The sequence below is a fragment of the Streptomyces yokosukanensis genome, assembly GCF_001514035.1.
Taxonomy (GTDB): domain Bacteria; phylum Actinomycetota; class Actinomycetes; order Streptomycetales; family Streptomycetaceae; genus Streptomyces; species Streptomyces yokosukanensis.
Map to the genome: position 1 here is coordinate 511,627 of NZ_KQ948208.1, position 19,290 is coordinate 530,916.

Below are 19,290 nucleotides of genomic sequence, written 5' to 3' on the forward strand. Positions count from 1 at the left end.
CCGGGCGTCAGCGCCCCGCCGGTACCGCCACCCCCATCACCTCCCGGGCGTGGCGGTCCGGAGTCATGCGCAGCCGCCAGGCCTGCCAGCCGTCCTCCAGGGTGACGCCGCGTTCCAGCAGCAGGGCGTACGCCGAGACGTAGTCCGCCAGCTTCTCGTCCCGCAGGGGGTGGCCGGCGCGGGCCAGCTGGGCCAGCTCCTCCTGGGCGACCGCCGTGCCCACCTCCACCCCGCCCGGCGCCGCGTACGGCAGCAGGGTGCAGCGCAGGAAGCGGGCCCAGTCCTCGCCGCGCCGGTCGCCGTAGGAGGCGAACAGGTCCAGCGCCTCGTCGGACAGGGCGAGCGCCGCTTGCGTGCGGGCGTTGCCCGCGTCGACCACCGCCAGCTCCAGACAGGTCCACGCCTCGCCGTGGGCGACGCCGATGCGCTGGAAGTCGGAGCGGGCGTCCACGAGGAGCTGCCGGGCGAAGCCGGAGTTGCGCAGCGAGCCGGTCTGCGCGGCCCGCTGGTCGCGGGTGACCCGCGCCGAGTGGTGCCGGGCGCAGGCCAGGCCGTAGACGTCGCGCATCCGGGAGAACATCGTGCGGGACCGCTCCAGGTCGCGCACCGCCCGGTCCAGCTCGCCGGCCTCCTCCAACGCCTGGCCCAGGTAGTACAGCGTCCACGCCTCGCCGCGCGCGTCCTCGTTCTCCCGATGCCGGGCCGCGGCCTGCCCGAGGGCCTCGACGGCCGGTGAGGCGTCACCGGCCACCAGACGGGCCCGGGCCAGCTGGGTCAGCGCCCAGGCCTCGCCGCGCGCGTCCTGCGTGCGGCCGTACCGCTCCAGGGCCGCCCGCAGCTCCGTCTCCGCGTGCGGTACGTCCCCCATCCGCAGCGCCAGCTGGCCGAGCTGGAAGTGCGCCCACGCCTCGCCGTGCAGCGAGCCGCCCTCGCGATGCAGGACCAGGGAACGGGTGAGCAGTTCCAGCGCCTCCGCGAGGCGGGCCCGGTCGCGCTGGACGGCGGCCAGGGCGTGCATCGTCCACGCCCGGTCCGTCGCCAGCTCCGGTGCGGCCTGCAGATCCAGCGCCTCCTGCAGCTTGGCGGACGCCTCGGTGAGGTTGCCCTGGTGGTGCAGAGTGATCCCGAGCGAGCACAGGGCGCGGGCCGCGCCCGCGTCGTGGTGCGCCTCCCGGTACAGGTCCACCACCGAGGCCAGCGTGGTGCGCGCCTTGTCCAGCTCGCCCAGCTGCCGGGCCGCGATACCGGTGCGCCACTGCACCGAGCGCACCAGCAGCCCCTGGTCCACGGCCTGCGCCAACTCGCTGATCTCACCGAGGCGGTAGAGGTCGCCGCGCAACAGGCAGTAGTCGCACAGCGCGCCGAGCAGGTTCTGCACCGCCGACTGGTCCACGCCCTCGGCGTGCCGCAGCGCCGCGGTGATGAAACTGGACTCGTCGTCCAGCCAGCTCAGCGCCTCGTCCAGCGAGGTGAAGCCGTGCGGGTCGAACTGGTGCGAGCGCGTCGACATGTTGCCGTCCACCAGGCGCAGCACCGAGTCGGCCAGCTCCGCGTAGTTCACGATCAGCCGTTCCTGCGCCGCGGTGCGCTCGGCCGGGTCCTCCTCGTCCAGCAGCCGGGCCTGGGCGAAGTCGCGCACCAGGTCGTGCAGCCGGTAGCGGCTGCCGCGCACATGATCGATGAGGCCGGCCCGGGCGAGGGCGGCCAGATGGCGGGTGGCCTCGCCCTCGTCCGTCGCGAGGAGGGAGGCCGCCGCCGCGGCGCCCAGTGAGGCGCGGCCCGCGAGCGCGAGCCTGCGCAGCAGCCGGCGCGACGGCTCCGGCTGATCGGTGTAGCGCAGCCACAGGGCGCGCTCCACCGGTTCCACCGGGCCGTACGCCCCGAGGTCCATCGCCAGTTGCCGGGGTGAGCGCGGGCCGAGCGCGGAGCCGGCGACCCTCAGTGCCAGGGGCAGTCCCTCGCACAGCGCGTGGATCCGCTCGGCGGACTCGGCGTCGTACGGGCCCGAGGTGTCCTCGGCGGCCGTGCCGAGCAGTTCCTCGGCGCCGGCCGCGTCCAGCGCCTCGACCGGCAGGTGGTGCACCCAGGCCGGCAGGTCCGCGGGCAGGTCGAGGGCCGTACGGGCGGTGACCAGGACCAGGCTGTCGGAGCGCTCGGGCAGCAGCGCCCGCACCTGCTCCGGGTCCGAGGCGTCGTCCAGCACGATCGTCACCGGCAGACCCGCCAGATGCCGGTGGTACAGCTCGCCGAGCCGCTTGACCTGCTGGTCGGGGGAGGAGCGCTCCCGGAACAGCAACTGCTCTCGGGGCGCGCCGAGCCGGTTGAGCAGATGCAGCAGGGCGTCCCGCGTCGGCAGCGGCGCCTCCTCCCGCCTGCCGCCGCGCAGATCCACCACCACCGCGCCGCGGAAGTGGTCGCGCAGATCGTGCGCCGCGCGCACCGCGAGCGTGGTCCGGCCGGAGCCGGGTGCGCCGTGCAGCACGACCACCGTCGGCCGGGTCTCCGTGGCCGCCCGGGCCGCCTGCGCCCACTGCCGGATCCGCGCCAGCTCCGCCCGGCGCCCCGCGAACAAGCCGTCGCTGTCCGGGAGTTTCCCGTACGACTGCTCCAGCACCGTGCGCCTGCGGGCCGCCGCGCTCTTGTCCGCGCCGCGACGCGGCGCGGCGTCCGATTCCGTCCTCCGCTTCGCGCCCGTGGAGGCGCTGAGCACCCGCTGCTGGTCGAGGAAGGGACGGATGCCCCGCACCTCCAGCGCGGTCAGCCACTGCAGCCGCAGCTGCTCGGGCCCGCCGGGCTGGCCGACCGTGCCCGCGCGGTGGTGCGCGGCGGGCAGATGGGCACCGGCCACCTTCACCACGGAGGCGGCGGCACCGGCCACGCCCGCGGCGACGCCCGCGCCGACGGCCGTACCCGTACCCGTGCCGAGGGACAGGTCGGCCACGGCGGCCGCCACCGCGGCGACGACCGCCACCAGCAGGGCGGTTCCGGCGCCCGCGCGGGCGTACCGCTGCCCGAAGGTCAGGCGGCCGGCCTCGGCCTCGTCCAGTGCCCGGGTGTACGCGTCGTACTCCTCGCCGGCCGTGCCCGCCATCGCCTCCAGCGCGCCGCGCGCCCGCGACAGCAGCACCTGTCCGTCGATCCGTCCGCCCAGGCGCCGGACCTCCTCCTCCACGGCGCGCACCAGCAGCCGCTCGGCCTCCGCCCGATGGCCGTCCCGCATGTTCCGTCCCCCTCCGGCCGCAACTTCCTTGCCTATGAGTGTCCTTCGGGGGAGACGGGATGGCGAGGGGCTGACGATCAGCGGGTGCGGTGAGGGTTTCGTGTCGACCTTCTCTACCGGCCGCCGGGCCGCCCCGCCGTCGAGTCGCGGAGGTCACGGAGTCCGCCCCCGGCCGTGGACCTTGCCCAGGGCGAGACGGACACAGGCCGCGGCCAGCACCGCCTCCGCCGCCGCGCACAGCAGTGCCTCGGCCAGCGGGGCGCCGGTGCCGGCCGTCGTTATGTCGAACCAGGCGTCCAGCGCGGCGGTCGCGGCCGTCGCGGAGGCGGTGAGGCGGGCGCGGGGGTCGCCGCGCAGGCCCAGGAGGGCCGTGGTGGCACAGCCCGCCGCCATGAGGACGTCGAGGCCGATCCAGGCCAGCGGCCAGTTGTCCACCCGCGCGCTGCCCGGCAGGGTCAGGGCCAGCAGCACCATCCACGGCACCAGCAGCACGGCCGTCGCTCCCAGCAGGACCAGGGGCCACTTCTTCCGCACGGTCACGCCCACGCCGTCCCCTCTCACGATCCCTTCGACTGCCACCATCGTAGAACGCAGAGAATTCTCTGCAAAGAAAATTCGGCAATTGTCAGGGTCTTCTCAGGGTTCCCGGGGTTACCGTGGCGGCATGACCGACGGCATGCCCGAGATGACCAGCCTTGAGCGCACCGCTCTCTACAAGTCCCTCGGCAACCCGCTGCGCCGCCGGATCCTCGAATACCTCGGCCGGCACGGCGAGGCGAACTCCACCGTCCTCGCCCGCGAACTCGGCGAAAGCTCCGGCACCACCAGCTACCACCTGCGCAAACTCGCCGAGCAGCGGCTCATCGAGGAGATCCCCGAGAAGTCCGGCGGCCGGGAGCGCTGGTGGCGGTCGCTGCCGTTCCGGCACACCACGCCCGACCCGGCCACCATGGCCCCGCAGGAGTACGAGGCCGCGGCCCGCCTCGCCCATCTGAAGATCGAGTTCGACACCGCCCTGTACCGCCGCGCCCACCAGGACTACCGCGGCCCCGAGGGCTGGTCCCAGGTGCAGCGCCACGGCACCTGGCTCACCAGGGAGGAACTCCTCGACTTCGTGCGTGAGTACCACGCGCTTCTCGACCGCTACGGCCACCCGCGCGAGGAGGCCCCGGACGGGGCGCGCCCGATGCTGATGCGTTTCTACGCCGTCCCCGAGCCCGTGGGAGAGTGGAACGGTGAACCGACTGGCCCATGAGACGTCCCCGTATCTGCTCCAGCACGCCGACAACCCCGTCGACTGGTGGCCCTGGTCGACCGAGGCCTTCGACGAGGCCCGCAGGACCGGCAAACCCCTGCTGCTGAGTGTCGGTTACAGCAGCTGCCACTGGTGCCACGTCATGGCCCACGAATCCTTCGAGGACCCGGCCACCGCCGACTACCTCAACGAACACTTCGTCAGCGTCAAGGTCGACCGCGAGGAACGCCCCGACGTCGACGCCGTCTACATGGAGGCCGTCCAGGCCGCCACCGGGCAGGGCGGGTGGCCGATGACCGTCTTCTTGACCCCGGACGCCGAACCCTTCTACTTCGGGACCTACTTCCCGCCCGCGCCCCGCCATGGCATGCCCTCCTTCCGGCAGGTGCTGGAGGGGGTGCGGCAGGCCTGGGACACCCGGCGCGACGAGGTGAGCGAGATCGCCGGGAAGATCGTGCGCGACCTCGGCGGGCGGGAGATCAGCCAGCAGGGCGACCGGGCGCCCGGCGAGCAGGAACTCGCGCAGGCGCTGCTCGGGCTGACCCGCGAGTACGACCCGCAGCGCGGCGGATTCGGCGGGGCGCCGAAGTTCCCGCCGTCCATGGCGCTGGAGTTCCTGCTGCGCCATCACGCGCGCACCGGCGCCGAGGGCGCGCTGCAGATGGCCCGGGACACCTGCGAGCGCATGGCCCGCGGCGGGATCTACGACCAGCTGGGCGGCGGCTTCGCCCGGTACTCCGTCGACCGTGACTGGGTCGTGCCCCACTTCGAGAAGATGCTGTACGACAACGCCCTGCTCTGCCGGGTGTACGCGCATCTGTGGCGGGCCACCGCCGGCGCCGGAGCCGCCGACGGGCACAGCGACCTGGCCCGGCGTGTCGCCCTGGAGACCGCCGACTTCCTGGTGCGCGAACTGCGCACGGACGAGGGTGGGTTCGCCTCGGCGCTCGACGCGGACAGCGACGACGCGAGCGGGCGGCACGTCGAGGGCGCGTACTACGTGTGGACCCCCGAGCAGCTGCGCGCCACCCTCGGCGACACGGACGGCGAACTCGCCGCCCGGTACTACGGCGTGACCGACGAGGGCACCTTCGAGCACGGCCGGTCCGTGCTCCAACTGCCCCAGCAGGATGCCCTTTTCGACGCCCACAAGGCCGCCTCCGTCAAGGAGAGGCTGCTCCGCAAGCGCCAGGAGCGCCCCGCGCCGGGCCGGGACGACAAGGTCGTCGCCGCCTGGAACGGCCTCGCCGTGGCGGCGCTCGCCGAGACCGGCGCCTATTTCGACCGGCCCGACCTGATCGAGGCCGCCGTCGGCGCCGCCGACCTCCTCGTCCGTGTGCACCTCGACGAGCACGGGCGGCTCGCCCGCACCAGCAAGGACGGCCGCGTCGGCCCCAACGCCGGTGTCCTCGAGGACTACGCCGACGTCGCCGAGGGCTTCCTCGCCCTCGCGTCCGTGACGGGGGAGGGCGTCTGGCTGGACTTCGCCGGACTGCTCGTCGACCATGTGCTCGCCCGCTTCACCGACCCCGACGACGGCACCCTCTACGACACCGCCGCCGACGCCGAACAGCTCATCCGCCGGCCGCAGGACCCCACCGACAACGCCACCCCCTCCGGCTGGACCGCCGCGGCCGGAGCCCTGCTCAGCTATGCCGCGCACACCGGGTCCGCACCCCACCGCAGCGCCGCCGAGCGGGCGTTGGGGGTGGTGACGACGCTCGGGCCGCGCGTGCCCCGGTTCATCGGCTGGGGACTCGCCGTCGCCGAGGCCCTCCTCGACGGGCCGAAGGAGGTCGCCGTCGTCGGACCCGACGCCGCGGACGAGAGGACGGCCGCCCTGCACCGTACGGCGCTTCTGGGTACCGCCCCCGGTGCCGTCGTGGCCATGGGCGCGGCGCAGAGCGACGAGTTTCCGCTTCTCGTCGACCGGCCGCTGATGGACGGAGCCCCGGCGGCATACGTCTGCCGTCACTTCACCTGTGACGCGCCGACCACCGATCCGGAACGGCTGCGGGACGTGCTCAACAGCCACTGAGCTGCGTCGACGCGAGGCAACAGGAAAGGGTGAACTGTCCGAAAGTGAGCGTGTGTTCGGATAGGTACCGCTTCCCGTAACACCGTTCCGAAACAAGCTATTTATCGGAAGAGCTCCCACGCTTCACAGATCCCCCCTACGCTCTCCACAGCGACACGACGGGTGACTTGTTGATGACCGACCGTTGTGCGCACAGGGGGTTTCAGCGGATCTGGGGGGATCTTTTTGCTGACGTCTGTCTTCATCGCTGCCGTCTCGCTTGCCCTTTTCTGGATGGCGGCCTTCACCCTGTGGTGGCAGATGCACGCGTGGCGCACGCCCGAGGTGCTCGCCTCCACCCGGTTCGGCAGACCGGACGGGGGCGAGCACCTGTCCTTCTCGCTGCTCCTGCCGGCCCGGCACGAGCAGGCCGTCCTCGACCACACCATCCAGCGGCTGCTGGAGTCCACACACACCGACTTCGAGATCATCGTGATCGTCGGGCACGACGACCCCGAGACCACGGCGGTGGCCGAGCGGGCCGCCGCCCGGGACCAGCGGGTCCGGGTCGTCGTCGACACCCATGAGAAGAAGAACAAGCCGAAGGCCATGAACACGGCGCTGCCGCACTGCCGCGGCGACGTCGTCGGGGTCTTCGACGCCGAGGACCAGGTCCACCCGGAGCTGCTCGCCCACGTCGACCACGCCTTCCGCACGACACACGCGGACGTGGTCCAGGGCGGCGTGCAGCTCATCAACTTCCACTCCAGCTGGTACAGCCTGCGCAACTGCCTGGAGTACTTCTTCTGGTTCCGCTCCCGGCTCCATCTGCACGCGCAGAAGGGGTTCATCCCGCTCGGCGGCAACACCGTCTTCGTACGCACCGACGTCCTCAGGGACGCGGACGGCTGGGACCCCAACTGCCTCGCCGAGGACTGCGACCTCGGCGTCCGGCTGTCGTCCGTCGGCAAGAAGGTCGTCGTCGCCTACGACTCCGACATGGTGACCCGCGAGGAGACCCCGGGCTCGCTGATGTCGCTGCTCAAACAGCGCACCCGCTGGAACCAGGGCTTCCTCCAGGTGTACCGGAAGAAGGACTGGTGCCGGCTCCCGGGATTCGGGCAGCGGCTGCTCGCCCGGTACACGCTGATGACGCCGTTCCTCCAGGCCTTCTCCGGCGTGATCATCCCGCTCAACGCGGCCGTCGCGCTCTTCCTCGACGTCCCCGTGGGCGTCGCCTTCCTCACCTTCCTGCCGCTGGTCACCGCCGCCGTCACCTTCGTCTTCGAGGTGGTCGGCCTGTACGACTTCGGCAAGCAGTACGGCCTGAAGGTCCGCATGGTCCACTACGTGAAGCTGATCGTCGGCGGTCCCTTCTACCAGGTCCTCCTCGCCGGCGCCGCGATCCGCGCCGTGTGGCGCGAGCAACGCGGCCGCAACGACTGGGAGTTGACCACGCACGTCGGCGCGCACCTCACCGCGGCCGAGCCCCTCCGAGAGGACGTCCCCGCGTGACCTCCACACTTCCCGCGGTGACCGCAGCGAAGGTCCCCGCGCCGCACCGGGCTGCGCCCGAAACGCCCGCGACCGACGGCGCACGGCCGCCGCTGCGACTCCGCTCCTCCCGCCCCGACCTGCTGCTCTGCGGTGCCCTGCTCACCGCGATCGTCGTCGTCCAGGGCTGGAACATCGCCGACTACCCGACCCTCAGCGACGACGAGGGCACCTATCTCGCCCAGGCCTGGGCCGTCCAGCAGGGCCGGGGCCTGGCCCACTACACCTACTGGTACGACCACCCGCCGCTCGGCTGGATCCAGATCGCCCTGCTCAGCTGGATCCCCTCGGCCGTCAGCCCCGGCTCGATGACCGTCGGCACCATGCGCATCACCATGCTGCTGGTCGGCGGCGTCAGCGCGGTCCTCGTCTATGTCCTCGGCCGCCGGCTCTCGCTGCCCCGCTGGGCCGCCGGACTCGGCATGGCCCTGTTCGGACTCTCCCCGCTCGCGGTCGTGCTCAGCCGCGAGATCTTCCTCGACAACATCGCGGTGCTGTGGCTGCTGCTGGCGTTCTGCCTCGCCGCCTCGCCCAGCCGGCACCTCTGGCACCACTTCGGCGCCGGGCTCGCCGCCGCCGCGGGCGTGCTCACCAAGGAGACGATGCTCGTCGTCCTGCCCGCCCTCCTCGTCACCATGTGGCGGCACAGCCATCGCGACACCCGCAAGTTCGCCCTCACCGGAGCCGTCACCGCCTGCGCCCTGATCGGCTTCTCCTACCCGCTGTTCGCCCTGCTCAAGGGCGAGCTGTTCCCGGGCACCGGGCATGTGTCCCTGTGGGACGGCATCAAGTACCAGATGTCCAGGCCCGGTTCGGGATTCATCCTCGATCCGGGTTCCGGCTCGTACGGCGTCCTGCACTCCTGGCTGTACTACGACCGGGTCCTGCCCCTCGGCGGCCTCGCCGCGGCCCTGCTCCTGCTGCTCACCCGGCGCTGGTCGGTCACCGCACGCGCCCTGGCCGGACCCTCCCTGACCGTGGCGATCCTGGCCGCCGTCGCCCTGCGTCCGAGCGGCTATCTGCCCGCCATGTACATCATCGGCGCGCTGCCCTTCCTCGCCCTGGTGCTGGCCGGCGGCGCCGCGTCCGCCGCGCACGCCGTCATCCGCAGGCGGCGCACCGAGAACGAGAAGCGGTACGTCACCGGCGGCCGGTATGTGCTCGCGGGCGTCCTCGCCCTCGCCGCCGGCGCCTACGTCGTACCGCACTGGTACGACGGCGACCGCACCGCCGTCACCGCCGACGCCAACAAGCCCTACCGGCAGGCGTCCCACTGGCTCGGCACCGAGGTGACGGACCCGAAGGACACCCGCGTCCTCGTCGACGACGCCCTCTGGCTGGACCTCGTGCACGCCGGATACCGGCCAGGGCTCGGCGCCATCTGGTTCTACAAGGCCGACCTCGACCCGGCCGTCACCAGGACCATGCCGCACGGCTGGCGCGACATCGACTACGTCGTCGCCTCGCCGACGGTCCGCCGCGACGCCAAGGACCTGCCCAACGTGAAGGCGGCGATCCAGCACTCCGCGCCGGTCGCCACCTTCGGCAGCGGTCCGGACCGCATCGAGATCCGGCGGATCCAGCCGGCCACGGGAGGCGCCCGATGAGCGAGTACACGGCCCCGGCCCTGGGCCGGGGCGCGGTGGAGGTCCCGGAGCCCGGCGCCGTCACCCTCGTCGTGCCGACCTTCAACGAGTCCGCGAACATCCGGCAGCTGCTGCACCGGATCACCGAGTCGGTGCCCGCGCGGCTGCCCTGCGAGGTGCTCTTCGTGGACGACTCCACCGACGACACCCCCGAGGTGATCCGCGCGGCCGCCCAGGACTGCCCGTTCCCGGTGGCCGTGCTGCACCGCGAGGAACCCGTCGGCGGCCTCGGCGGGGCGGTCGTCGAGGGGCTGAAGGCGGCGACCTCGGACTGGATCGTCGTCATGGACGGCGACTGCCAGCATCCGCCGTCCCTGGTACCGGAGTTGGTGGCCACCGGCGAGAGGACGAACGCCGCGCTCGTCGTCGCCTCCCGCTACATCGAGGGCGGCAGCCGGGCCGGGCTCGCCGGTGGCTACCGGGTGGCCGTCTCGCGCGGCGCGACCTGGCTCGCCAAGGCCCTCTTCCCACGCAGGCTGCACGGCATCAGCGACCCGATGAGCGGCTTCTTCGCCATCCGGCGCAGCGCCGTCACCGCCGACGTGCTGAAGCCCCTCGGCTACAAGATCCTGCTGGAGCTGGCCGTCCGCAGCCGCCCGCGCCGGGTCGCCGAGGTGCCGTTCGTCTTCCAGGACCGGTTCGCGGGGGAGTCCAAGTCGACCGCGCAGGAGGGCCTGCGCTTCCTGCGCCATCTGGCCGGGCTGCGCACCGCCTCGCCCGCCGCGCGCATGGTGGGCTTCGGGCTGATCGGCGCGAGCGGGTTCGTACCGAACCTCGTCGGGCTGTGGGCGCTCACCGCCCTCGGCATGCACTACGTACCGGCCGAGATCCTCGCCAACCAACTGGGTGTCGTCTGGAACTTCCTCCTCATCGAGCAACTGCTGTTTCGCGACCGGCGTGCGCACCGCCGCTGGTGGGACCGGCTCGGCCGGTTCGCGCTGCTGGCCAACGCCGACCTGGTTCTCCGTATCCCGCTGATCGCGCTGCTGGTCGGCCGGTTCGGCATGGGAGCCCTGTCCGCCACCGCGCTGGCGCTGGTCATGACGTTCGTCCTGCGCTTCGTCGGCACCGAAGCGCTGGTCTATCTCCCGCGCCGCACCGACCGGAAGAGAGCCGCGTGAACAGACACCGCAGACGGATCGCGCTGGCCGGGGTGGGCACCCTGACCGCCGGTCTGCTCCTGGCCGTGCCCCAGCCCGCCGAGGCCGCCAACCTGATCAAGAACCCCGGCTTCGAGACCGCCGGGACGGACGACATGCCCTACTGCTGGGAGAAGTCCGGCTGGGGCGACAACGACTTCGCCTTCGAGACGACCTCGGACGCGCACTCCGGGGCGAAGGCCATGAAGGTCACACTGACCCGGCGTACCGAGGGCGACCGCAAGGCGCTGATCACGGAGTCCGCCGACTGCGCGCCGGCGGTGTCCGCGGGCAGGCAGTACGACCTCGGGCTCTGGTACAAGACCACGACCCCGGACGCCAACATCACCCTCTTCCGGCACGACACGAACGCCGGCTGGCAGTACTGGACCGACCTCAAGACCCTGGACATGGCCTCGGCCTGGACCCGGGCCACCGTCCGCACCCCCGAGGTCCCGGCCGGCACCGACCGCATCACCTGGGGTGTCTCCGTCTACGGCAGCGGCTCGGCGACCACCGACGACTACACCATGGACCAGGTCCCGGACGTGGTGCCGCCGGCCGGGTGCACCGGCACCGACGACCAGTGCGCCAACGGCAGTTGGTCGGTGCTGCCGACGCAGAACCCGGTGCGCTCCATGCACTCCGTCGTCCTCAGGAACGGCAAGGTCCTGCTGATCGCCGGTTCCGGCAACAGCGAGGAGGCCTTCGACGCGGGCACGTTCACCTCGGCCGTGTACGACCCGGCGAACGGCACCTACAAGGTCGTTCCGACACCGAAGGACATGTTCTGCGCCGGGCACGTCCAGCTCCAGGACGGCCGGGTGCTCGTGCTGAGCGGCAACAAGGCGTACCCGGTCCCGGGCGGGCACGGCTACGAGGGGTTCAAGGACTCGTACGTCTTCGACCCGCAGACCGAGACCTACAGCAGGACCAACGACCTCAACGACGGCCACTGGTACCCCTCGGCGACCGAGCTGGGCAACGGTGACGTCATCACCTTCGGCGGACTGCGCGAGGACTCCACCGGATCGGTGACCACGGAGCGGTTCTCGGCCGCGCAGAACCAGTGGCTGCCGCTGTCGCAGGTCAACCAGACCTGGTCGTACTGGGGCCTGTACCCTGCGATGATCCTGATGCAGGACGGCCGGCTCTTCTACACGGGCAGCCATGTCTTCGGCAACAACATCCCCGGCACGGGCTCGGCGATCTACGACTACGACGCCAACACCATCACGCAGATCCCGGGGCTGCAGAACAAGGACGAGCGCGACCAGTCGGCGTCCGTGCTGCTGCCTCCGGCCCAGGACCAGAAGGTCCTCACCATCGCCGGCGGCAACATCGACTCCAACCCGGACGCGAACCGCCTGACCGACCTGATCGACCTCAAGCAGGCCGACCCGTCGTACGTCGCCGGGCCGCCGATCCCGCAGGGCACGGTGGACCTGGGCAACGGCCCCCAGCCGGAGACCGGCGGCCAGGGCAAGATGTACGTCTCCGCCGTCCTGCTGCCCGACGGCAAGGTGCTGGAGACCGGCGGCGCCCTGCACAACCGCGCCAACCCGGTCCACGAGTCCTCGATCTACGACCCCGGCACCGGCACCTTCGACCCGGTGGCCGCCGACCCCGAGCCCCGCGGCTACCACTCCTCGGCGTTCCTGCTGCCCGACGGCCGGGTGATGGCCACCGGCGACAACCCGGGCGACGGCTCCTGGAACCACAACGTGTCCATCTACACCCCGCCCTACCTCTACCGGGGCACACGTCCGACGATCACCTCGGTGATCAACCAGGAGTGGAAGTACGGCGACACCCAGCGGATCACCGTCGACCGCCCCGTCGCCAAGGCGGAGTTGATCCGACCGGCCGCGGTCACCCACTCCTCCGACCCCAACCAGCGCTTCGTCGACCTGCCGCTCTCGGTCGACGGCGACAACGTCGACCTGAACGTCACGAACAACCCGAACATTGCCCCGCCCGGCTGGTACATGCTCTTCGCGGTCGACGCGGACGGAGTTCCGTCGGTGGCCCGGTGGGTGCATCTGACGGGCCCGGCGGCCCTGACCGCCGCGTCCCCGCACGTCCACTCCTTCGCCGACGGCCTCACCGGCAAGGTGTCGGGTCCCGCCAGGAAGAGGGCCGCGCAGCAGGTCAGCCCCACCATCTCCGGCTGCGACCGGCACTACGGCTCGGTCAACGTGTGTGTGCCGACGGTGTTCCCGCCGCAGGTGAAGAAGACGACCGCGGCCCGCTGCGACTGGCTGCGGCAGAACCACTACGGCCGGCTGAAGGTCAACGGCGGCGACGATCCCCTGGGGCTGGACCCCGACCGGGACGGAACGGCCTGCGAGAAGGGGGACACCCGCAGGTCCTAGTGCCGCACTGGGTCTAGCTCCGGTCGGCGAGGGCGCGTTCCACGATGGCTTCCAGCTGGTCGTGGTGCGCGCCCTTCCAGTACGCCCGGCCGCACTGCGTGCACCGGGCGAAGACGTCGTACGACCGCTGGGTGCCGTCCTTGAGCTGGTCGGCGACCTGGTCCTTGGTGGCTTCCTCCAGCAGGCCGTTGCAGGCGGTGCAGCGGGTCCAGGGGGCCAGATCGGGGGCGAAGCGGTCGAGGACGTCGTGCACCTGGTCGTCGGGCCGGGTGCTGTAGACGAACGCGCCCGCCCACAGCTCGCGGCGGCGCAGCAGGCCCCGGTCACGGCTGAGCATCACCCGCTTCTCGGCGGCCGAGCGCGTGGCCAGCGCGGGGTCGCCGATGTCCGTCGACTCGTAGGCCGCGTCCACGCCGAGCAGTCGCAGCCGACGGGCCAGGGTGCCGAGATGGACGTCGAGGAGGAAGCGGAGCGGGGCGCCGGGGACCTGCTGGGGGCGCTCGACGGGCCGCACCCGCACCGTCTCGCCCGCCTTCGGGATGTGCGAGACCGGCACCTCGCGGCCGTCCACGACCAGTGCGCCGACCTCGGTCAGCGGGACGCCGAGGGACTCGACGACATGGCCGAGCGTCGAGACACCGTCCGTACCGAGCGGGGTGGCGCCGGCCCGCCGGGCGGCCGGCACGAACAGGTGGAGCGCGGGGGCGACTTCGACGTGGATCTCGGCTCGGTTCACTCCGTCAGCATCGCACGGGTGGCGGCGTCGGCCTCAGCGGATTTCGCGGGGGAAGCCGTGCTCCAGGACGTCCAGGGTGCGGTCGATCAGCGTGTCGAGGTCGTCCCGGTGCCCGTGTTCGGCCCAGTACATGGACGTCTCCATCAAGGCGCCGATCAGGGACATGGCGTAGACCCGGACCTCCAGGCCGTCCGGGTCGCGGCCGGTGCGCTCGCCGATGGCCTGGCAGAGCATGCGACCGGTGGTCGACATGGTCTCCATCATCCGTGAGCGCACCGCCGGGACCTCGACGGTCAGCCGGGTCCGCAGCCGGCTGACCTTCTCGTCCTCGGGCGTGCCGAGCCGGACGGCCCGGTGCACGACGTACCGAATGGTCTGCGCCCAGGGTTCGTCGGCGGGACGCGCCCTGACCTCCTCGAGGAGGAGCGGGTCGTACTCGTCCGTGAGGACGATGTCCTCCTTGGTCGGGAAGTACCGGAAGACGGTCGACGGCGACACCTCGGCGCGCTCGGCGATCTGGTCGATCGTCGTGGCGTCGTAACCCTGTTCCTCGACCAGCGCGTACGTCGCCGTGCGGATCGCCTCCCTGGTCTTGATCTTCTTGCGCTCGCGCAGTCCCAGCTGCGGGCGGTCGGCGGGCGGGAGGGGGGAGCTTGCGGCCGTCATGCCGGTCATTGTCCGCCATCGGCGGCGGCGGTGACCATGGCCGGGGTCTCCTCCTGCGCGGTCGGCAGCACGGCCGGGGTGCTGGGCAGCAGCAGCGCGGCGAGGAGGGCGGCCACGAGGGAGGCGATGCCGCAGACGATCAGCACCAGGGTCATGCCATGCACATACGCGGTGTTCGCGGAGGCCGCCAGATGGGCCGATCCGGTGTGTGCGGCCACCACATGCGCGGCGACCACGGACTCCTTGGCGGTGTGTGCCACCGGTCCGGGCAGCCCGGCCACGTCCAGCCGGTCCCGGAAGGCGCTCGCGAGCAGGCTGCCGAGCAGGGCGATGCCGATCGCGCCGCCGACCTGGCGGACGGTGCTGAGCAGCCCGGAGCCGCTGCCGGCCCGGTCGGCGGGCAGCGCGCCGAGTGCCCCGGCCATGGCCGGGACCATCGCGAAGCCGAAGCCCAGGCCGGTGATCGACAGCCACAGGGCGGTGAACCCGTAGCCGTCGTGCACGGTCGTACGGCTGCCGAGCAGGGCGGCGAAGGCCAGTACGACCAGACCCGTGCCGACCACCGTGCGGGCCCCGAAGCGGGCGACGAGCGGCTGGGTGCCCTTCGCGGCGATCATCAGTCCGGCCATCATGGGCAGCAGGCGCAGCCCGGTGCCGAAGGCGTCGTGGCCGAGGACCGCCTGCAGATAGGTCGGCACGGCGAACATCAGGCCCGACAGCACGAACATCACCAGGGTCGCGGCGACGGTGTTGAGCAGGAAGCCGCGCTGGGTGAGCAGGCCCATGTCCAGCATGGGGCGGGGCATCCGGCGTTCGCGCAGCACCAGGGAGCCGAGCAGGACGGCGGACGCCGCGAACATCGCCAGTTCCCGGCCGTCGCCCCAGCCTCGGTCCGGGGCCTCGATGATCGCGTAGATGAGCGCGCCCAGACCGGCCGCGGTGAGCACGGTGGAGACGATGTCGACCTTCGGGGTGGCCGGGTCCCGGGTCTCCGGCAGCAGGAGGACACAGGCGGCGATGCCGATGGCGGCCATCGGGATGTTGATCAGGAAGACCGAGCCCCACCAGAAGTGGTTCAGCAGAAAGCCGCCGACCAGGGGGCCGAGCGGCATGCCGAGCGCCGAGGCGGCGGTGATCATGCCGACGGCCTTGCCGCGCTCGTCCGGGCCGAACAGCGCGGGCAGCACGGACAGGGACAGCGGCATGATCAGCGCGGCGCCTATGCCCATGGCGGCACGGGCGGCGATGACGGCGTTCACGTCGCCCGCCAGCGAGCCCAGGAGTGAGCCGCCCAGGAAGAGGGCGAGTCCGGTGATGAGCATCCGGCGGCGGCCGAACCGGTCGCCGAGCAGGCCCGCCGGGAGCATCAGCGCGGCGAAGACCACGATGTAGGAGTCCGCCATCCACTGCTGCTGCCCGGTGGTGGCGCCGAGCTGAGCGGCCATGGTCGGCAGGGCCACGTTGAGGATCGTCGTGTCGAAGGCGAGCACCAGCATGCTCGCGACCAGGGCCCCGAGGGCCCACCAGCGGCGGGGGTCGTGCCGGGTGCCGGCAGCGTTGATGACAGTAGCCATGAAATGAGAGTAGCTTTCAAAATGATGTGCCTGTCAAGAGATAGCTGATGTCAGGCAAAAGAAAACGGCCACGGCTGGTGAGCCGTGGCCGGAAGCGGGAGGGGGAGGGCTACGCGTGCTGGTAGGCCACCAGCGAGATGCCGACGTAGTGGACGATGAACGCGGCGAGCGTGAAGGAGTGGAAGACCTCGTGGAAGCCGAACCAGCGCGGTGACGGGTTCGGGCGCTTGATGCCGTAGATCACGCCGCCGGCGCTGTAGAGCAGGCCGCCGACGATCACCAGGACCAGGACCGCGATGCCGCCGGTGCGCAGGAAGTCGGGCAGGAAGAAGACGGCCGCCCAGCCCATCGCTATGTAGCAGGGCGTGTAGAGCCAGCGTGGGGCGCCGACCCAGAAGACGCGGAAGACGATGCCGGCCGCGGCGGCGGCCCAGATGCCCCACAGTAGCCACTGCCCCTTCGCGTCGGGCAGGAGCAGCATGGTGAGCGGTGTGTAGGTGCCGGCGATGATCAGGAAGATGTTGGCGTGATCCAGGCGGCGCAGGACGCCGTCCATCCGGGGGCTCCAGTTGCCCCGGTGGTACAGCGCGCTGACGCCGAAGAGCAGGCAGGCCGTCAGGACGTAGATCCCGCAGGCGACGCGGCCTCTGGTGGAGTCGGCGAGGGCGGTGAGCACGAGCCCCGCGATGAGTACGGCCGGGAACATGCCGAGATGCAGCCAGCCGCGGAGTCTGGGCTTGACCGGATGCGGCAAGGAGAGCGCGGTGGGACCGCGGCCGGCGGCCGGCGGGTCCGTGGGCGCGTCGGGGGCGGACGCAGTCATGGGCCGCATCGTACCTACGGAACCGTAAGTTACGGATCAGTCTCGCCCATGGAGGGTCGCGGAGTGGCCATCCTCTCACGGGCGGCGTGGCTGCCGTGTTCAAAAAGTCCTTCAGGCGAACTCCACGTGCATGTAAAGGAACACGGAGATACGCAGGGGCGATGCGAAAACCGTGGCCTTCCTCACGCCGCTCACCTGTGACTCCCCCTGGACATATGCGCACTCGCGACGGATGATCAAATGAGTGCGGTCGGCACCGGATGAGCGCCAACAGTCGAACGACTACGAAGCATCCGGGTCGCAGCCCCCACGGGGCCCCAAGGAAAGATCCCTCACAAGGGCAAAAATCCCTCACTTAGGAGCAATCGTGGCGCGCGACATCGCGGCTCCCGCCCCCACCAACCACCAGGAACTGATCTCGTGGGTCGACGAGATCGCCGAACTGACCCAGCCGGACAGCGTGGTCTGGTGCGACGGCTCCGAGGCCGAGTACGAGCGGCTCGCCGAAGAACTGGTGGCCAAGGGCACTTTCAAGAAGCTCGACCCGATCAAGCGCCCCAACTCCTACTACGCCGCCTCCGACCCGACCGATGTCGCGCGCGTCGAGGACCGGACCTTCATCTGCTCCGAGAAGGAGGAGGACGCGGGCCCGACCAACCACTGGAAGGCCCCCGCCGAGATGCGGGAGATCTTCAGCGGCGAGAAGGGCCTGTTCCGGGGCTCGATGCGGGGCCGCACCATGTACGTCGTCCCGTTCTGCATGGGCCCGCTGGGCTCCCCGCTGTCCGCACTGGGTGTGGAGATCACCGACTCCGCCTATGTCGCCGTCTCCATGCGCACGATGACGCGCATGGGCAGCGCCGTGCTCGAAGAGCTCGGCGAGGACGGCCGCTTCGTGAAGGCCGTCCACACGCTGGGCGCCCCGCTGGAGCCGGGCCAGGACGACGTTCCGTGGCCGTGCAACTCCACCAAGTACATCTCGCACTTCCCCGAGTCGCGCGAGATCTGGTCCTACGGCTCCGGCTACGGCGGCAACGCCCTGCTCGGCAAGAAGTGCTACGCGCTGCGTATCGCCTCCGTCATGGCGCGTGACGAGGGCTGGCTGGCCGAGCACATGCTGATCCTCAAGCTCACCCCGCCGCAGGGCGAGTCCAAGTACGTGGCCGCCGCCTTCCCGAGCGCCTGCGGCAAGACCAACCTCGCCATGCTGGAGCCCACGATCTCCGGCTGGACCGTGGAGACCATCGGCGACGACATCGCCTGGATGCGCTTCGGCGCGGACGGTCGCCTGTACGCGATCAACCCCGAGGCCGGCTTCTTCGGTGTCGCGCCCGGCACCGGCGAGCACACCAACGCCAACGCGATGAAGACCCTGTGGGGCAACGCCGTCTTCACCAACGTCGCGCTCACCGACGACGGCGACGTGTGGTGGGAGGGCATGACCGAGGAGCTGCCCGACCGTCTGACCGACTGGAAGGGCAACGCCTGGACGCCCGCCTCCGAGACGCCGGCCGCCCACCCCAACGCCCGCTTCACCGTCCCCGCCGCGCAGTGCCCGATCATCGCGCCGGAGTGGGAGGACCCGAAGGGCGTGCCGATCTCGGCGATCCTCTTCGGCGGCCGCCGCGCCACCGCGGTCCCGCTGGTGACGGAGTCCCTCGACTGGAACCACGGCGTCTTCCTCGGCGCCAACGTGGCCTCCGAGAAGACCGCCGCCGCCGAGGGCAAGGTCGGCGAGCTGCGCCGCGACCCGTTCGCGATGCTGCCGTTCTGCGGCTACAACATGGGCGACTACATGGCCCACTGGATCGACGTGGCCAAGGACAAGGACCAGGCCAAGCTGCCGAAGATCTACTACGTCAACTGGTTCCGCAAGAACGACGAAGGCAAGTTCGTCTGGCCGGGCTTCGGCGAGAACTCCCGTGTCCTGAAGTGGATCGTGGAGCGCCTGGACGGCAAGGCCGAGGGCGTCGAGACCCCGATCGGCGTGCTGCCGGCCAAGGGCGCGCTCGACACGGCAGGCCTGGAGCTGGCCGAGTCCGACCTGGACTTCCTGCTCTCCGTCGACAAGGAGATCTGGCGCGAGGAGGCGGCGCTCGTCCCCGAGCACCTCAACACCTTCGGCGACCACACCCCGAAGGAGCTGTGGGACCAGTACCACGCGCTGGTGGAGCGCCTGGGCTGAACCGCCCGCCCATGACTCCACGGCCGGCCGCCGTGCCCTGACCAGCGATCGTCCCGGCCGGCCGTGGAACAGCACACGGGGCCCCGCACAACGGCGTGCG

The 19,290-nt window shown here is 71.4% G+C and carries 13 protein-coding genes; 7 read left to right on the forward strand and 6 right to left on the reverse strand.

Annotated elements, in window-relative coordinates; all coding sequences use genetic code 11:
• Positions 1-7: 7 nt before the first annotated feature.
• Positions 8-3,220 (reverse strand): tetratricopeptide repeat protein, encoded by a 3,213-nt coding sequence (locus tag AQI95_RS08960; protein WP_067120048.1) that lies wholly within the window; start codon positions 3,218-3,220, stop codon positions 8-10.
• Between the two features lie 153 nt (positions 3,221-3,373).
• Positions 3,374-3,760, reverse strand: coding sequence for a hypothetical protein (locus AQI95_RS08965; RefSeq protein WP_159056489.1), 387 nt, complete (start codon positions 3,758-3,760; stop codon positions 3,374-3,376).
• 124 nt (positions 3,761-3,884) lie between these two features.
• Between AQI95_RS08965 and AQI95_RS08970 the strand changes: the two genes are divergently transcribed.
• From AQI95_RS08970 to AQI95_RS08995, 6 genes are all read left to right on the forward strand, one after another.
• Positions 3,885-4,475 carry an ArsR/SmtB family transcription factor gene (locus tag AQI95_RS08970; protein WP_067120049.1) on the forward strand — a complete coding sequence of 197 codons (591 nt, stop codon included), beginning with the start codon at positions 3,885-3,887 and terminating at the stop codon, positions 4,473-4,475.
• Positions 4,456-6,513, forward strand: a complete 2,058-nt coding sequence (locus tag AQI95_RS08975; RefSeq protein ID WP_067120051.1) for a thioredoxin domain-containing protein — start codon at positions 4,456-4,458, stop codon at positions 6,511-6,513. Before AQI95_RS08970 ends, AQI95_RS08975 begins: the two co-directional genes overlap by 20 nt.
• 225 nt (positions 6,514-6,738) lie before the next feature.
• Positions 6,739-8,007: a glycosyltransferase gene (locus AQI95_RS08980; RefSeq protein WP_067120053.1), complete on the forward strand. Its 1,269-nt coding sequence runs from the start codon at positions 6,739-6,741 to the stop codon at positions 8,005-8,007.
• Positions 8,004-9,653, forward strand: a complete 1,650-nt coding sequence (locus tag AQI95_RS08985) for an ArnT family glycosyltransferase (protein ID WP_067120055.1) — start codon at positions 8,004-8,006, stop codon at positions 9,651-9,653. The genes AQI95_RS08980 and AQI95_RS08985 overlap by 4 nt, the downstream gene beginning before the upstream one ends.
• Positions 9,650-10,813: a glycosyltransferase gene (locus tag AQI95_RS08990; protein WP_067120057.1), complete on the forward strand. Its 1,164-nt coding sequence runs from the start codon at positions 9,650-9,652 to the stop codon at positions 10,811-10,813. The genes AQI95_RS08985 and AQI95_RS08990 overlap by 4 nt, the downstream gene beginning before the upstream one ends.
• Positions 10,810-13,206 carry a galactose oxidase family protein gene (locus tag AQI95_RS08995; protein WP_067120059.1) on the forward strand — a complete coding sequence of 799 codons (2,397 nt, stop codon included), beginning with the start codon at positions 10,810-10,812 and terminating at the stop codon, positions 13,204-13,206. The genes AQI95_RS08990 and AQI95_RS08995 overlap by 4 nt, the downstream gene beginning before the upstream one ends.
• A 13-nt stretch (positions 13,207-13,219) precedes the next feature.
• On the opposite strand, the gene AQI95_RS09000 is transcribed toward AQI95_RS08995, so the two are convergent.
• From AQI95_RS09000 to trhA, 4 genes are all read right to left on the reverse strand, one after another.
• Positions 13,220-13,942 carry a Mut7-C RNAse domain-containing protein gene (locus tag AQI95_RS09000; RefSeq protein ID WP_067120060.1) on the reverse strand — a complete coding sequence of 241 codons (723 nt, stop codon included), beginning with the start codon at positions 13,940-13,942 and terminating at the stop codon, positions 13,220-13,222.
• A gap of 33 nt (positions 13,943-13,975) precedes the next feature.
• The gene (locus AQI95_RS09005) at positions 13,976-14,608 is read right to left on the reverse strand and encodes a TetR/AcrR family transcriptional regulator (RefSeq protein WP_482255580.1); all 633 of its coding nucleotides are present in this window, start codon (positions 14,606-14,608) and stop codon (positions 13,976-13,978) included.
• Positions 14,609-14,613: 5 nt separating this feature from the next.
• Positions 14,614-16,182, reverse strand: a complete 1,569-nt coding sequence (locus tag AQI95_RS09010) for an MFS transporter (protein WP_067120064.1) — start codon at positions 16,180-16,182, stop codon at positions 14,614-14,616.
• A 109-nt stretch (positions 16,183-16,291) separates the two neighbouring features.
• Positions 16,292-17,005, reverse strand: coding sequence for a PAQR family membrane homeostasis protein TrhA (gene trhA / locus AQI95_RS09015; RefSeq protein ID WP_067120066.1), 714 nt, complete (start codon positions 17,003-17,005; stop codon positions 16,292-16,294).
• A gap of 367 nt (positions 17,006-17,372) precedes the next feature.
• On the opposite strand from trhA, the gene AQI95_RS09020 reads away from it, so the two are divergent.
• Entirely contained in the window at positions 17,373-19,190 is a 1,818-nt protein-coding gene (locus tag AQI95_RS09020) for a phosphoenolpyruvate carboxykinase (GTP) (protein ID WP_067120068.1), read from the forward strand.
• The last annotated feature ends 100 nt before the right edge of the window (positions 19,191-19,290 follow it).